This is a genomic window from Lederbergia lenta NBRC 16444, from assembly GCF_001591545.1.
GTDB lineage: Bacteria > Bacillota > Bacilli > Bacillales > Bacillaceae_C > Lederbergia > Lederbergia lenta.
This window is the reverse complement of sequence record NZ_BCVC01000001.1, coordinates 1,632,252-1,647,509: the sequence shown is the minus strand read 5'-3', so window position 1 is coordinate 1,647,509 and position 15,258 is coordinate 1,632,252. Positions and strand designations below refer to the sequence as shown.

Here is a 15,258-nt window from a genome sequence, read left to right as displayed (position 1 = left end):
GAGGTCATAGGAGGGCGTGCTTTCAGTATTGTTGATGCGTACTTTAAAAAGAGCTTTTATAACGGAATTATAAAAGTTCTTTTTAAAGTAATGGTGAAGTAGTTACTGTTAGCGATGAATTTTAGAGGGTTTAATTCTTTTTACAGTCATATATTTAAAGTGAAAAAGGGTAAAGTCATTTTAATCGGAATCAGTGTAATATTAAATGTTGGGTTCTTTCTAATTATCAATAACTCCTCAACAAAAGGAGAAACATCTAAAGTCCTCACTTCAATAAATCATGAAATACAAGCAGAAAATGAAAAGAAACTAAAAGAAGCGGAGGAAATTCAAAACCTACTTTATTAAGAAGATGGCTTTTTTGAACAAGTACACAACGACTTAGAGGAAAAAGGTTATGCTTTTCAACTGTTATTTGCAGTTTATTCAAAAGATGATATTCAGATTAAATTACTCCTAGAAAATAAAGAGGCTACTAAAACAGTTCAAGAGGAAGTAAAATCAATTTTTTATAAGTCAATTGAAAATAACAAACTAAATTCCCATTCATTTAATCTTAAAATCGGTGATAGTTATGATAGGACAGATTGGTAATGAAGCTCTTACTTCACCGATCGGTTCCTATCACAGAATAGCTCTTTTTTCTTATAGGCCGGTTAGTGAACAAAGGGATTTTTAAACAATTTTACTAAGAGAATTCAAACTTGAAGGTGATGCTATTTATTCAGATTAGCGGTAAGAACTCAGATTGATCTTTGTTCAGAATAGGGCCATTATCTAGAAGAAAACTTTATAAATTTAAATCGCATAAATTATCTGAAATAATCAATCCTTTTAATTGAGAATTGTTATCACTTATTGTATAGTAGGTAGTAATGAGATATATAATTGAGTGAGGAGAATGTATAATGCAAATATATTGGACTAAAATAAATAAGATTATTGAGGAAACCCCTGAGGTTAAAACATACCTGCTTGACTGTCCGGAAGGCTTTACATGGGAAGAGGGTTCCCACACCCACTTCGCACTGGAAGGTTTTAATGCCGGAGATAAACCAAACCGCGGCCTGATTCGCCACATGTCCATCTCTACTTTACCGCACGAAAATGCAATCGGTATCTCAACACGCATCAAAGAGCAGTGCTCTGAGTTTAAATCGATTTTAAGAAATCTTGAAGTCGGCAATGAAGTGGCAATATTTAAAACTCATTCGAATGTACCGCTTAAAAGAGAAGACAAAAATGTCTACCTGCTGTCATCAGGTGTCGGCCAGGCAACATTCAGACCGCTTGTACTTGAATATTTCGAACGTGCAGACAACGTCAATCTAATTCATTCTCTGAACATCGATTCATCAAAATATTTTTTATTTACTAATATTTTTAAATCCGCACCTGACAAGAAGTTCACGGCACAGTTCGTCGATAACCGTAAAGATTACTATGAAGAAGTGAAAAATCTTGCTGCAGACAAGGATGGACTCTTCTATATTGTTGGCAGCGATGAGTTCATTGTGCAGAACATTGAAGTATTACGTGAGCAGGGTATCAGGCCGGAACAAATAATGCTCGATAAACGTGAACAACAACTGCCAGAGTTTTTCTCATTTGATTTGTCAATTTAAGCGAGATAAAATATAAACATCAAGTTATTCTAAAGAGTTGGATAACACAGCATTTAGCGTTCCAATTGTAACTGTAACTTAATTGGAATGCTTTTTTATATTAAACTCAGTTGGGAGAATATCGTCAAATCCATATTAAGGCTTTAATAAAATTTGTTTGCAAAAACGTCTAAATCTTGGTACATCTGGGATTAGACGTTTTTTGTTATATCATAATTAATGTTAAGGAGGATTAACGCTTATTTTAAGGGTTAACGCTTTTTCTTGCAGTGATTCTTCAACGAAGCTGGTTCATTAAAAAGGATTTTTAAATGTAAATAGAATTATTTACTATATGCAATGAGTTTAAAGAGGGGGGAGAAAAGGTGAGTGTAACAGAATCGGTTTTAAACAAATATGACTCTGATGAATACGGATTACAGGAATCTAAAAATTTTGTTTTTATATGAGGCTTATTTTAGGCATATTCTCTTCAATAATATCATGAAGAGAATATGCCTACTTAAAGAAAAAAAGAAAAGAATATACCTACATACCGAACAATTACATTTTTACTTATATTTGTTTCCTATTCTAATAGAATAATTAAGAGTTTTTGTTGTCCCGATTCTAACTGTTCGACTCCCACCGTCTCCACTAAATACATAATTATGGTTTCTTTATTTTAGGAACATTTATGTTTTATAATGTCTTAATGAATACCATAACTTGAACCATAATCTTGTCGAATGTGCAAGGATATACTTTAAAGTTATTTTTGGCAAGAATAAACTTGAAAATTAGTTGATATTGGTGTTAAAAAATATTATCCAGGATTTACCCAATCAGAGAAAATGAGGAGACGGATTTTTACAATTCGTTTATCAAAATGAGAACTGTCAATTGCATGAAGGTCAATGAGAGCACCCCCTCCCGAATTCAATTCCACACCCTCTTTGGAAAGTAATTTCATGCCAAGTGCTTGTAACATCCCATCCCCCGTGGCATTCGTCGCACTTTTATAAATGATCTATTGTATCCATCTAAAGGCATTTAGATGGATACTCGTTATTCGAAAATCTGGAGGCCCCCAATTCCTTACACTTTCTGAACAGCTCTCGCTAACAAATCGATTCTTTTTACCGCCTTCTCCATTTGAAGTAATTAGCCTCATCAGTACTACACTAAACAACAACCATTTTCTGCGCATAAAAAAAGTATGTCTTGTCCGTTCAAAACCGATTCATGACATCTCTTTTATTTTTTCTACCTAGACTAGAAACGTCCACTTGATGCCGGCTTTCGTAAATTTATAATAGGGCTTTGTGGAAGGGAATTCACAAATTTATCGTTTTGTCCTGGTTATCTCTCAACCGCTTTACATCTTCTTTAGGTGGTAAACCAAACATACGCGAATATTCACGACTAAATTGTGATGGACTTTCATAGCCAACCCGGAATGCAACATCTGCCGCATCCGCTGATTCGGATAATAACAGACCCCGAGCTTCTTGTAGTCTCAGTTGTTTTTGGAATTGAATGGGGCTCATTGCTGTTATCTCTTTAAAATGCCGATGTAGTGAAGAAACACTCATATTTGCTATTTCTGCAAGTTCCTCAATTTTAAAGGGTTTCTCATAGTTATTCATGATATGTTCAATCACGTCACTTATTTGATTAGTGAAACTCCCTTCTATTGCTATTTGTTTTAGCATTTCTCCATATTCACCTTGCAGGACTCTATAGATGATTTCCTTCCTAATTAGAGGAGCCAGAACCTTGATATCCTTCGGGTTATTTAGAAGTTGAGCTAACCTGGTTACTGCGTCTAAAAGGGATTGTTCTATTTTACAGACATACATTCCTCGTTTAGCTTTTTCCTTCTTGTCAATTCCTATTTGATATTCAAGTAACACCTCCAATATTTCAATCGGTGTGAATTCAAGTTTGAGAGCCAGATAAGGATCTTCAGGAGAGGCTTCTGTGACTTGTCCTGAGATTGGTAAGTTTACGGATGCAATAAGATAATCAGCGGGACCATATTGAAAACGCTCCTGCGAAAGCATTACTTCCTTCATCCCTTGAACAACAATGCACAAGGAAGGATTGTGGACTCCGTAATTTGGTCCAGTATCATTAGAATAACGGGAGAAAAATAAAGACGGAATTGCGGTCCTTTGAGTACCATCCCGTCCTGTGTGATCCTCTATGATTTGGGCAATCTCGACTCTTTGCTTATATAATTGTTTGAACATAAAATCCTCCTTAGTACTCTTCTTCATCCGTGACAGCCCTATTATAAGACAAATTCACTTTCTGCGTAAATGGTTCCGAGAGGATTAGGCAATCACTTGATACGATTATGATACCAGTCGTGATTTTATTTGTTGCATAATAAGGATGCTCAAGTTATTAAACACCTTTATTTTCACCAAAAAAGTAGCAAACTATAGATAAGGAGGTGACAGGGCATCATGAGTAACACATTGAAAATTTACATGCTGGCCATTATCAGTTTCTTGGTTGGCACGTCACAATTTGTTATTCTGTCGATGTTTCGGTTTCTGCAGCGGGGCAGCTTATTACCGCTTTTGCTCTCGGAAATGCGATTGGCACTCCCATTGTCACAGTTGCGATGGCGAGGTTGGATCAGCGAAAGCAACTCCTAACAGCTCTTACTGTCATATTAACCGGTATTATCTCGACGATCACTCTTCCAGGCTTCGGCTTTCTAATGGCTTCTCGTGTCATACTCAGGGTTGGAACCGGCGTCTTTGTGGTCAACGCCTATGGTATCGCATCTAAAGGACATAAGGTAGGAGCAATGGCTAACGTAGCAGTAGGTTATAGTGCTTCACTTGTATTTGGTGTTCCACTCGGTCGGGTTATTGCAGCGGCATCTGATTGGAAGATTATCTTCTGGGGTATCGGGGTCTTTAGCCTGCTGTCAGTCTTTGCCATTGCACGGGCGATTCCAGCAACGGAAGGAGTTGCGCCTGTTCAGCTTGGTAAACAGCTCGCCCTTTTTGAAAAATCCAAGGATTGCTATTGCCTTAAGCGTGACGCTTTTCATGTTTATCGGCTATTCGGCTGTCTATACTTATATTGCACCATTGTTGACCAATTTCATTAGTGAACAAAAAATAAGCGTTGTTCTCTTCATTATAGGGGTTGCTAGCTTAATTGGCTCTAAGCTTGGCGGCTTCTCGGTAGATCGGTTCGGCGTTGGTCACACACTTATCATTGGAATGATGATTCAAGCCCTTGCTCTTGCGCTGTTGTCCGCCGTCACTGAATCGGTTATCATCATCACATTGGCAGTCACTTGGGTTGGTGCAGCTTCGGTCGCGCTCGCAGTCATCATTGCGTTTTTCTTTTTCAGCCGTGCCCGTTCTTTCTCGAAGCAAACAGTGTGATGGGGGATAGCTAAAACAATTGGGTATAAGCGGTGACTAAAAGGTGCTTACCAAAAGGAACAAATTTTACTAAACAAGGAGTAGATATTATGAAAATTTTAATTTTAGGTGCAGCCGGTAAAATTGGCCAAATGCTGACAAATGAACTACTTAATAAAACTGACCATTCTATCGTTCTTTATGCGAGAAATGGTCATGAGCGTTTAACGGTAACGGATAATTGTCGGGAGGCAATTTTTGATGGTGATTTTACAGACAAAAATATGCTAATTGAAGCGATGGAAAATGTTGATCTAGTTTATGTTAATGATATGGGGAATGAGAATTCTACGAAAACGATTATTGATGCCATGAAGGTTGCTGGAGTAAAGAGGGTCATTGCTGCATCTGTTTTGGGAATTTATGATGAGGTACCTGGAGCTTTCGGTGTTTGGAATAATCAAATGATCGGAGTAGACAGTAGCGTGGGCAGTAGAATGAAATCCCAGATTGAATCTGCGAGGTTAATTGAGAATTCAAATCTAAATTATACTTTGTTACGGATATCATGGCTTTATAACCAAGAGGGCAATACTCGATATATGTTTACTCAAAAAGGAGAACCATTCATGGGTACCCAAGTTACGCGTCAGGCAGTAACTCAATTAATCATGCATATCATTGAAGAAAAAAGTGATAAATATCTTCAAGCAAGTCTAGGAGTGAGTGAACCTGATACTGATTGGGCGAAGCCATCATTTTATTAAGAATGAGGGAGATAGTCATGAGACGTATATTTCTAAATGGCAGTATGAATAGTGATGGTAATACTGCTAGATTAGCAAAAGGTGTTTTTCAAGGCCTTGATTATACCCGTATCAATTTAGCCGATCATTATATTAATTAAATTGGACAAAACTCCAGCGAACACCAAGATGATTTTCAAAAGGTTAAGGAACAATTAATAATGGCAGACGATATTGTCATCGGTACTCCAGTTTATTGGTCAAGTATGACTGGTTATTTGAAGACTTTCCTTGATCGTTTTTCAGACGCTTTGGATGCCCCATTATGTAAGCGTGTTTTTCTTATAATCCAAGGCACGGAACCTGGTGATGCTATACCTTATATTACAAATGCAATACAACAACTCTGTCGCCGTTTTCATATGAGTTATATGGGATTAGCAACTAATCCTAAGGAAGCGGCTATATTGCATAAACCAAAGGTTAATATATAGCAGAAAGGATGATAAAGATGAAAAAACGCCAATTAGGGAATAGTGGGCTAGAAGTCTCTGCTATAGGTCTTGGCTGTATGGGGATGAGTCATGGTTATGGTCCTGCATCTGACAAGAATGAGATGATTTCTCTGATTCACGCAGCCATTGATCGAGGTGTTACTTTCTTCGACACTGCCGAAGTTTATGGTCCATATGTGAATGAGGAATTGGTTGGTGAAGCTCTCAAACCCTTTAAGGGAAAAGTATCCATTGCAACTAAATTCGGTATTCAAATGGATAGTTTCAAGCAGGTTCTTGATAGTAAGCTAGAGACCATTCGGCAATCAGTTGAGGGCTCGCTAAATCGTCTAAAAGTTGACAGCATTGACCTCTACTACCAGCATCGTGTTGACCCAAATGTCCCAATTGAAGAAGTCGCGGGAGTAGTACAAGACCTAATCAAGGAAGGAAAGGTTAAACATTGGGGGCTTTCAGAAGCTGGAGTACAAACAATTCGTCGTGCGCATGCAGTTCAGCCTTTGACTGCCATTCAAAGTGAATATTCCATGATGTGGAGAACCCCTGAAGAAGAACTATTGCCTACCCTTGAAGAACTGGGAATCGGCTTTGTCCCATTCAGCCCACTGGGAAAGGGATTCCTTACAGGAAAGATTGATAAGAATGCAACATTTGGTAATGACGACTTCCGTAGCATTGTTCCTCGCTTTAAGCAAGAGAATATCGAAGCGAATCAGGTATTGATTGATTTAATTAAAAAAATTGCTGTAGAGAAAGACGTTTCACCAGCTCAAATTGCACTAGCATGGGTACTTGCTCAGAAGCCATGGATTGTTCCGATTCCAGGTACAAGGAAATTGGAACGTTTGGAGGAAAATCTTAGCGCAACGGAAATTAAGCTGGCTTCTGAAGAACTACATGATTTGAATGACGTGCTATCTAAGATTGAAATTTCGGGAGAGCGCTACCCTGAAGAACACGCAAATAGAGTGGGGAAATAAAAGAAACTCAAAATTTAATCCACAGGAGGAATTTTTAATGCAAAAAGTAACTTTAAACAATGGTGTTGAGATGCCAATTCTTGGATTTGGGGTTTTTCAGATGCAGGACGAAAATGAATGTGAACAAGCCGTTTACGATGCGATTATGGCAGGATATCGTCTGATTGATACCGCTGCCTCTTATCTAAATGAAGAAGCGGTCGGCAGAGCTATTAAACGGAGTGGGGTACCAAGTGAGGAATTGTTTATTACTACGAAATTATGGGTGGAAGACACAGGCTATGAACGCACAAAGATAGCATTTCAAAAGTCGTTAGAGAGATTGCAGCTGGATTACCTAGATCTGTACTTAATTCATCAGCCATTTGGTGATGTATACGGTTCATGGCGTGCGATGGAGGAATTGTACCGTGAAGGTAAGATTAAAGCCATTGGAGTTAGCAATTTCTATCCGGATCGCCTAACAGATTTCATTATTCATAATGAAGTGGTTCCTGCTGTAAACCAAGTGGAAACGCATGTTTTCAACCAACAAATAGAAAGCGCTAAATTGATGAAAGAAAACAATGTTCAAATTGAGTCTTGGGGTCCATTTGCTGAAGGGAAAAATAACATGTTTAAGAATGAACTTCTAACGTCAATAGCTGAAAAATACAATAAATCCGTTGCTCAGGTGGTTTTACGCTGGCTTACACAAAGAGGCGTTGTTGCAATACCAAAATCTGTTCGTAAGGAAAGAATTATCGAAAACTTTAATATCTTTGATTTTGAATTAAGTCAAGAAGATATGGAGAAAATTGCTACCTTAGATACAAAAGAAAGCTTGTTCTTTTCACATCAAGACCCTGAAATGGTGAAGTGGCTCGGGACACGCAAACTTAATATTTAATATTCTTTCCGTCTAAATATTGTTGTATATTAAGGTGTTGAATCCATAGAAAGGCGTGTGAATTAATAACACACGCTTTTTTCATTTACAGTGAAGTTGGCTCTCACAATTGCTTTGAGAACGATTGGTCTGTAATGTGTCAAATTTTTTGTTGCTATTTTAGTGAGGGTTAATTATTGAATAATAGTAACTCAAGGTAGGTACTTTCAAATCACTATGATCTTGAGGGCGAAAAAGGTTTGAGACAGCACACCGAAGGACTGACATATGTGCATGATGAAACAATTATGGGATTGGCTTCAGGAGAAAATTGAAAGAGGTGGTAGTATGCAAAATAGGAAGTACAGAATGGTATTAGCCATCTTTTTGATATTTATTGTACTTCTTACTGGATGTGATAGAAACATGACTGATGAGCAGACTGTCAACGAAAGACAGGATGCAGTAAAAGAATCCGGTACAAAAACAATAGCTGATAATGAGGAAACCACAGACGCAGGTGAGGACAATTTAGAGATGAGCTACACAGCGGACGCAAAAGTATGGGATATCATTAATGATCCTGCCTTTGAAGGATACGGGAGACTGATTTTTCCTGCCGGTAAGACGATTGATAAGAGTATGACTTTGAGTGAGGTCGGTAGAATCCTGACCTGGTACAACTATGTTAATCCAGATCGGACAGTAGAAATTGTAAATTATATGAAAAACAAAGTAGAAGCAGGGGAACAGATTTTTTATGACATCTACACGGATGAAGAAAAAGCCGCTGATCCCGCTAAGGAAAATACCGGACTTTTCTTTTTTCGAGGAAACCCAGGGGAGAAATTTGCCATTGTAAATGCCGGTGGCGGCTTTGTATATGTAGCTGCCATGCATGACAGCTTTCCGCATGCATTGGAAATATCAAAAAAGGGATATAATGCATTCGCACTGATTTACCGACCGGGAGCCGAGACAGCCCTCGAGGATCTTGCACGAGCGATTGCTTTCATTTATGAACATGCGGATGAACTTGAGGTCGACTCAGAGGATTATTCCCTGTGGGGAGGCTCTGCAGGTGCGCGGATGGCGACTTGGCTTGGATCATACGGAACAGCAGCCTTTGGTGAAGTAGAGTATCCGAGACCTGGAGCGGTCATCATGCAATATACTGGACTTTCCGAGGTGTATGGAAATGAGCCACCGACATATGCAAATGTGGGTACAATCGACGGCATTGCAAGCTATCGAACAATGGAACGTCGTATTAATAAGATCAAGGCAAATGGAACAGACGCAGAGATTGAGATACTTGATGATCTACCGCACGGGTTTGGGCTTGGCGATGGGACAATTGCAGAAGGGTGGATAGATCATGCAGTCAGATTCTGGGAGAACCAGATGGACTGAGGAGGAATGGAAAATGAGAGCAAAAGGAATGCTCGGGATTCTGATAGTACCTCTGTTTCTAATCGGTTTACTTGGGGCATGTAACAACTGGCAAGCATCGGATGGTACTGCATTTCGTATTAAGGATGGATATTCACGATGATCTTGCAGCAAGGGAATATACCTATAATGGCCTAATGTTGTTTTGGAACTAAGAAGAGGATGTGTAAAGTGAAATATCAGACTTTAGAAAGTGATCTGAAGGTCAGTGCAGTAGGTAGTGTGTTTCTCTACGCTTTTAGAGAGTAAAATCTTTATTGTTTTAATTTAAGTAAATAGCCTCATTATTACTTGTTATCTAAGTTGTTATGACAAGATTAGGCAATCATTTGATACGATTGTGATACTAGAAGTCTTTTATACTAATGCATAATGAGTTTGTTGGATGATTGATAAGTAGTTTGATATTGTGTTTTCCACCTTTTTGAATTGTAGAATAAAAGTGTTGGGTGTAAACCACCATTAATACCTAGTTGTTGGTCTTGGAGTTGAGTCAAACAAATGGACCTTTGCATACGGTTGAAGAATTTGCATGAGATGAAGTAACTTTGAAGCATCTTTAGAAATTAACAACTTTGATTTTCATCAACTGCCTATACGAAATCCTATATAGAAACTTGGAGGAGGAATAATGTGAAAAAAATAGTATTTATGCTCTTTATATTGCTAGTGATGCCTATTACTCTTATTGCTTGCAGTAACAATAATAATACTGTTCAGCAGGAATCTACGAGTAATGATTCTCAAAATGATAATGCCCAACAAGAGTCATCTGAGGATGGTTCCCAAGAAGATTCTACGGAAGACGGTTCTAGTCTTATCCAATTTCCTGAAGATTATCGAGAGGGAGTTCTTTACACAACAGTGACACGAGGAAACGCTTATGAGGAACTTTTCACAAGTCGGGAAACGATTGAAGCGGTTCAGAATGGGGAGTCGATTCCAAGTGGTGCCGTAATTACCCTTGATATTTACGAGGATGGTGAACTTGACCGAATCTTTGTGATGGAAAAGCGCACAGACCTGGATCCAGAACTGTTAGATAAACAGCATAATGGAGAATGGGCTTTTCAGTCCTTCGCTCCCAATGGAACTGTAAATGAAGAGCGAGATCTTGGTAGTTGCATTTCTTGTCACGCAAGTCAAGAAAGAGATGGTTTTCTATATAAGCTAGATGAAATGAAGAGTTACGACCTTGAAGAGCTTGCCGGAATAATTGAAAGTAATACAGAATCGCAAATCTCAGGTGTCTCTACAGATGAATGGGAGATAAGAAAGGTAGCAGCAGCTCACTTAGATAACTCCTCTACCAATGATGTGAATAGTAAGGAGAATATTGTATTAGAAGGTCAGAAAAAAGGTGAAATATTACAAAATGTACTATTAAGAATGTATCTTAAACAGTTGGAAAGCTGATAGATTTGAAGAATAAGAATTCATTCACCAATTAAATCTAATCATGTATTTAATAAAAAAAGCAGAGGATGAACTATTTGAATCGCAATATAGCAATTAGATTGGCTGTTGATTTAACCATGACCATTCTCATGTTAGTGGCAATGGCTTATCGTATTACTGGGAATACAATTCATGAAGTAGTCGGGCTTTTCCTATTTCTTTTATTTATTGCTCATAATACTCTGAACAAGAGATGGTATAAGGCAATCGCAAAAGGAAAATATAATATTCGTCGTGTTTTAAGCATAACGGTCAATTTGCTTTTTGTTATGTCTATGGTAACCATAATGATAAGCTCTTTACCCATCTCTAGTGATATATTCCCTTTTATTTCTGTCAATAACCAAATGATCTGGAGAGAAATACATGTTTTGACTTCCTATTGGGCATTTCTCTTGATGGCAGTACATATAGGAATGTCGTGGAGGACAATTATCAGTGCAGTAGGAAAGATGAGCGGGATTACGCACACTAGTCGCATACGCACCATTACCTTACGTTTTATCGCAGTAATGATTGTTGTTTATGGTGTGCAGACTTCTTTTGAAAGGGAGATGAGTTACAAGTTAACCATATATAATCCATTTGGTTGGGGTGATGATGATTCCACTTTTAGATTTTTAATCGATCATCTAGCCATTATGGGAATTTATATAAGTGGCGCTCATTATGTGCTTAAATTTGTACAAAGGAAGAAAAAGGCTAGCAAGAAGTAATCCAAAAGTTAGATAATCCGGAATACCGAAAGGGTAGTGAGTATTATTAAGGGAGCAATATTATCAGTTGGTTTAGCTTTTAGTTTCATTCTAGTTGGCTGTCAAAATAATGGATCTAGTGAAACTACAAATGACGATTCTGAAACTCGCTTATCCTCAGGAAATCAAGATTCAACATTACCAATTGAAGATACTGAGTATGGTCGCGGAGCACAATCAGATGGAGTGGACACGAATGCAAAAGAAGAGCCCACACGAATTATTTCAGATGATGCTAATAGCATAATAATCTATTTTTCAAGATCAGGTAACACCCAAAATCTTGCAAGAATGATCTACAACGAAATCGGCGGAGATATGTTGGAATTAACAGTTACAAATCCATATCCTTCAGATTATAGTCAAGCAGTAGAACGAGCTGACGAAGAAAGAGATAATCAAGAGTATCCTGAGATTGATACAGACATTCCTGATCTATCACAATATGATACGGTCTATTTAGGATACCAAACTTGGTCAATGACTTTATCTAATCCTATGATCTCTTTTTTAATGGATCATGGTTCTAATTTTTCAGGAAAAACTATTTATCCCTTCTCAACCAATGCTGGGTATGGAGAAGGTGATACGATAGAACGTATTGAAGAATTCGCACCGGATGCAAGTGTCGCCACAAGTTTCAGTATTCAAGATGAAGATTTATTGGATAATCAGGAACAAGTAACTTCATGGCTAAATGAGAATTAATTATAAAAGGGAAAATAAGTTGTTTTTTGAATGAGGCCTAAATAGACAGTTTAACTCTTAGACTTAAATATAATATAGATAAATTGATGTCCAAATGGTTAAAAGAAAAAAGAGTGAATTTTTAAAAAGATAAAAAGGAATGATACAAATATGGAACAAACAATTATAGATCTTTCAAAGAATAAATGGGACTGGATGAGGGAGAGACGACTAGAAGAATTAAGTAATCTCTTTCATGAAAAGGCTGTTTTCGTGCACATGGGAGCTACATTTTCTAAAAACGAGGAACTTGACGTTCTTAAAAGTGGTTCTATTCTTTATAAGAATGCAGATATTCAAGAAACATCAGTTCAGATAATAGGCTCAACGGCCATCCTTCTAAATAAAATACGTCTGGTAGCTGTTGTTGGGGGCAACGAAGTAACGAATCCATTTGTGGTTACAGAGGTATATGTGCTGCAGGAGGATCAATGGAAACTGGGATCAATGTCTTTCACAAAACTGTTAGTACCATAATGTAATAGCGAGTGGGCAAATAATAGACACACTTAAGATTTAACAAGGGGAGTTTGTTATGCAAAAAATAACTCTAAACAATGGTGTTGAAATGCCAATTCTTGGCTTTGGAGTGTTTCAAATGCAGGACGAAAATGAATGTGAACAAGCTGTATATGACGCTATTAAGGCAGGGTATCGCCTAATCGATACTGCTGCTTCTTATTTAAATGAAGAAGCGGTCGGCAGAGCAATCAAGCGGAGTGGTGTGCCAAGAGAGGAAATGTTCATCACCACAAAACTTTGGATTCAAGATGCTGGTTATGAGAGCACAAAGAGAGCATTTTTCAATTCACTAAAAAAACTTCAATTGAATTATTTAGATTTGTATTTGATTCATGGGCCGTTCGGTGATGCATATGGTTCATGGCGAGCTATGGAGGAATTATACAGAGAGGGAAAAATTAAAGCAATCGGAGTAAGTAACTTCTATTCAGACCGTCTAATTGATTTGATCATTCATAACGAAGTAATTCCTGCCGTAAATCAGGTCGAAACACATGTTTTCAATCAACAAATTGAAAGTCATGACTTTATGAAAGAGAACAATGTTCAGATCGAGTCTTGGGCACCGTTTGCTGAAGGGAAAAATAACATGTTCCAAAACGAAATTTTGGTATCAATTGCTGAAAGTTATAATAAATCTGTTGCACAGGTAGTTTTACGTTGGTTAACACAAAGGGGCATCGTTGCGATTCCAAAATCTGCCTGCAAGGAAAGAATCATCGAAAACTTCAATATCCTTGACTTTGAATTAAGCCAAATAGATATGGAGAAAATCGCTACCTTAGATACGAAACAAAGCTTATTCTTTTCATATCAAGATCCTCAAATAGTGAAATGGATAGGGACCAGTAAACTAAATAATTAAAGTGCACTAACTTCTCATTATAACTTTGATAATGCATTTGACCGCGCTAGGCATAAAATAGATCGTCCCTTTTACTTGCTCTTTAATAATAATTAGATGCATATTGCTCCGTTACATTAATGACATTGAGAAGATTAGGCAATCATTTAGCAAGAATAGGCTACCGGTTGTTACCTCACATGTTACACAATAAGAATACGGATAAATAATTCAACTATTTAAAAAGGTCATAAACAGCTAATTAGGAGAAAAAGCTCATACAAAAGCTTTGATTTGGAAGAAATGATTCAGAAGTTTCCTCTAACAGGCTGCTTGTATGGATCTAATTTAAAATGAAAGGTCGTTATATATTATGTCTAAAACTCGGCAATTATAGTATTGATACTGCTACATACTTCTGCAAGTGAAGAAGTTGTGGACGAAGCAATCAAAAATAGCGGAATTCCTCTGGGAGAGTTATTTTACTAAGAAATTATGGGGTTAAAATCAAAGATATGAAAATACAAAAAGCTTTTGAAACCGCCTAAAAATTGTTTCTTTAGATTTAGGTAAGAGTAACATATTGATCACTGCAATATGTAAGCAGTTTAAATACTAAATAACTTAAAAGTTCAAGATTTAGAGCTGCACTCTTACCAATCTATTAATAAAAATATAACTTTATATGATTAGGAGGATTCTTTGATGAAAGTTATGATTTTAGGAGCTGCTGGGCAAATCGGTAAAATGGTAACAGCTGATTTATTAACTCAGACCGATTTTGATTTGGTATTGTATGGACGAAATGTCTCTTCGCGTTTGTCAGATAAAGTAAGTGATCGAGTTTCATTAGTTGATGGGGAATTTGAGGAATTTGGCAAAATTGCGGATCATCTTGTTGATGTGGATGCAGTTTATCTTAACTTTGTTGCTAAAGACGATCTAATTAAATCGTTAGTTAGGATATTGGAAGAGAACGGTATTAAACGCTTTATTGTGGCTAGTGTTCCCGACTTGTATCAAGAGATTATCGGTAAGTTTCAAGAGTGGTATCGGGCCAATACTGGAATTATGTGGACGTCCCCATATCGTAAAGCTGCTGATATTATTGAAGCTAGCAATCTTGACTATGTTATTCTACGAATAACTTGGCTATACAATGAAGATGGTAACACACGCATTCATATCACCCAAAAAGGGGAACCTTTTGTCGAGGCCCAAGTTACTCGTCAAGCCGTTTCACAATTTATTACTGATTTATTGACCAATCGTGCAGATTATCATCGTGCCAGTTTAGGGTTGGGGGAACCTGGGACGGAATATGAAAAACCAAGTTTTTACTGAACTGGATCTTAACTCCAATGCTATATAT

Annotated in this window: 17 protein-coding genes; 15 read left to right on the top strand and 2 right to left on the bottom strand. The window is 37.4% G+C overall.

Features of this window, described 5'->3' with window-relative positions:
* Window positions 1-908 precede the first annotated feature (908 nt).
* The gene (locus tag BLE01S_RS07780) at window positions 909-1,625 is read left to right on the top strand and encodes a dihydropteridine reductase (protein WP_066139344.1); all 717 of its coding nucleotides are present in this window, start codon (window positions 909-911) and stop codon (window positions 1,623-1,625) included.
* A gap of 805 nt (window positions 1,626-2,430) precedes the next feature.
* Here BLE01S_RS07780 and BLE01S_RS20400 read toward each other — a convergent pair.
* Entirely contained in the window at window positions 2,431-2,631 is a 201-nt protein-coding gene (locus BLE01S_RS20400) for a glycerate kinase (protein ID WP_274379909.1), read from the bottom strand.
* Between the two features lie 310 nt (window positions 2,632-2,941).
* Window positions 2,942-3,859, bottom strand: a complete 918-nt coding sequence (locus BLE01S_RS07775; RefSeq protein WP_066139337.1) for an AraC family transcriptional regulator — start codon at window positions 3,857-3,859, stop codon at window positions 2,942-2,944.
* 230 nt (window positions 3,860-4,089) lie between these two features.
* On the opposite strand from BLE01S_RS07775, the gene BLE01S_RS21380 reads away from it, so the two are divergent.
* The 14 genes from BLE01S_RS21380 (at window position 4,090) to BLE01S_RS07715 (ending at window position 15,230) form a co-directional block, all read left to right on the top strand.
* Entirely contained in the window at window positions 4,090-4,737 is a 648-nt protein-coding gene (locus BLE01S_RS21380) for an MFS transporter (protein WP_197713579.1), read from the top strand.
* Window positions 4,738-5,109: 372 nt separating this feature from the next.
* Window positions 5,110-5,766, top strand: coding sequence for an NAD(P)H-binding protein (locus tag BLE01S_RS07765; RefSeq protein WP_066139332.1), 657 nt, complete (start codon window positions 5,110-5,112; stop codon window positions 5,764-5,766).
* A gap of 17 nt (window positions 5,767-5,783) precedes the next feature.
* The gene (locus BLE01S_RS21280) at window positions 5,784-5,906 is read left to right on the top strand and encodes a hypothetical protein (RefSeq protein WP_274379904.1); all 123 of its coding nucleotides are present in this window, start codon (window positions 5,784-5,786) and stop codon (window positions 5,904-5,906) included.
* On the top strand, window positions 5,907-6,239 hold the full coding sequence (locus BLE01S_RS07760) for a flavodoxin family protein (RefSeq protein WP_274379908.1): 333 nt from the start codon (window positions 5,907-5,909) through the stop codon (window positions 6,237-6,239).
* A 17-nt stretch (window positions 6,240-6,256) separates the two neighbouring features.
* Entirely contained in the window at window positions 6,257-7,240 is a 984-nt protein-coding gene (locus tag BLE01S_RS07755; protein WP_066139326.1) for an aldo/keto reductase, read from the top strand.
* A 37-nt stretch (window positions 7,241-7,277) separates the two neighbouring features.
* The gene (locus tag BLE01S_RS07750) at window positions 7,278-8,129 is read left to right on the top strand and encodes an aldo/keto reductase (RefSeq protein ID WP_066139324.1); all 852 of its coding nucleotides are present in this window, start codon (window positions 7,278-7,280) and stop codon (window positions 8,127-8,129) included.
* A gap of 273 nt (window positions 8,130-8,402) precedes the next feature.
* Entirely contained in the window at window positions 8,403-9,521 is a 1,119-nt protein-coding gene (locus tag BLE01S_RS07745) for an alpha/beta hydrolase (protein ID WP_197713556.1), read from the top strand.
* 13 nt (window positions 9,522-9,534) lie between these two features.
* Entirely contained in the window at window positions 9,535-9,663 is a 129-nt protein-coding gene (locus BLE01S_RS21275; RefSeq protein WP_274379903.1) for a hypothetical protein, read from the top strand.
* Window positions 9,664-10,193: 530 nt separating this feature from the next.
* Complete coding sequence (locus tag BLE01S_RS07740) at window positions 10,194-10,976, top strand: cytochrome P460 family protein (RefSeq protein WP_066139322.1); 783 nt, start codon at window positions 10,194-10,196, stop codon at window positions 10,974-10,976.
* Window positions 10,977-11,053: 77 nt separating this feature from the next.
* Window positions 11,054-11,734 carry a DUF4405 domain-containing protein gene (locus BLE01S_RS07735; RefSeq protein ID WP_111703483.1) on the top strand — a complete coding sequence of 227 codons (681 nt, stop codon included), beginning with the start codon at window positions 11,054-11,056 and terminating at the stop codon, window positions 11,732-11,734.
* A 36-nt stretch (window positions 11,735-11,770) separates the two neighbouring features.
* The gene (locus BLE01S_RS07730) at window positions 11,771-12,481 is read left to right on the top strand and encodes a flavodoxin (RefSeq protein WP_197713555.1); all 711 of its coding nucleotides are present in this window, start codon (window positions 11,771-11,773) and stop codon (window positions 12,479-12,481) included.
* A 150-nt stretch (window positions 12,482-12,631) separates the two neighbouring features.
* Window positions 12,632-12,997, top strand: coding sequence for a nuclear transport factor 2 family protein (locus BLE01S_RS07725; RefSeq protein ID WP_082788618.1), 366 nt, complete (start codon window positions 12,632-12,634; stop codon window positions 12,995-12,997).
* Window positions 12,998-13,055: 58 nt separating this feature from the next.
* Window positions 13,056-13,907: an aldo/keto reductase gene (locus BLE01S_RS07720; protein ID WP_066139314.1), complete on the top strand. Its 852-nt coding sequence runs from the start codon at window positions 13,056-13,058 to the stop codon at window positions 13,905-13,907.
* 684 nt (window positions 13,908-14,591) lie between these two features.
* Window positions 14,592-15,230 (top strand): NAD(P)H-binding protein, encoded by a 639-nt coding sequence (locus BLE01S_RS07715; protein ID WP_066139311.1) that lies wholly within the window; start codon window positions 14,592-14,594, stop codon window positions 15,228-15,230.
* Window positions 15,231-15,258 lie beyond the last annotated feature (28 nt).

Bases quoted from the DNA above. Each gene is read 5' to 3' on its own strand.
- BLE01S_RS07720 (WP_066139314.1), top strand. From the start codon at position 13,056: ATGCAAAAAATAACTCTAAACAATGGTGTTGAAATGCCAATTCTTGGC.
- BLE01S_RS07775 (WP_066139337.1), bottom strand. From the start codon at position 3,859: ATGTTCAAACAATTATATAAGCAAAGAGTCGAGATTGCCCAAATCATA.
- BLE01S_RS21275 (WP_274379903.1), top strand. From the start codon at position 9,535: ATGAGAGCAAAAGGAATGCTCGGGATTCTGATAGTACCTCTGTTTCTA.
- BLE01S_RS07725 (WP_082788618.1), top strand. From the start codon at position 12,632: ATGGAACAAACAATTATAGATCTTTCAAAGAATAAATGGGACTGGATG.
- BLE01S_RS21280 (WP_274379904.1), top strand. From the start codon at position 5,784: ATGAGACGTATATTTCTAAATGGCAGTATGAATAGTGATGGTAATACT.
- BLE01S_RS07745 (WP_197713556.1), top strand. From the start codon at position 8,403: ATGATGAAACAATTATGGGATTGGCTTCAGGAGAAAATTGAAAGAGGT.
- BLE01S_RS07755 (WP_066139326.1), top strand. From the start codon at position 6,257: ATGAAAAAACGCCAATTAGGGAATAGTGGGCTAGAAGTCTCTGCTATA.
- BLE01S_RS07715 (WP_066139311.1), top strand. From the start codon at position 14,592: ATGAAAGTTATGATTTTAGGAGCTGCTGGGCAAATCGGTAAAATGGTA.
- BLE01S_RS07765 (WP_066139332.1), top strand. From the start codon at position 5,110: ATGAAAATTTTAATTTTAGGTGCAGCCGGTAAAATTGGCCAAATGCTG.
- BLE01S_RS07780 (WP_066139344.1), top strand. From the start codon at position 909: ATGCAAATATATTGGACTAAAATAAATAAGATTATTGAGGAAACCCCT.
- BLE01S_RS07750 (WP_066139324.1), top strand. From the start codon at position 7,278: ATGCAAAAAGTAACTTTAAACAATGGTGTTGAGATGCCAATTCTTGGA.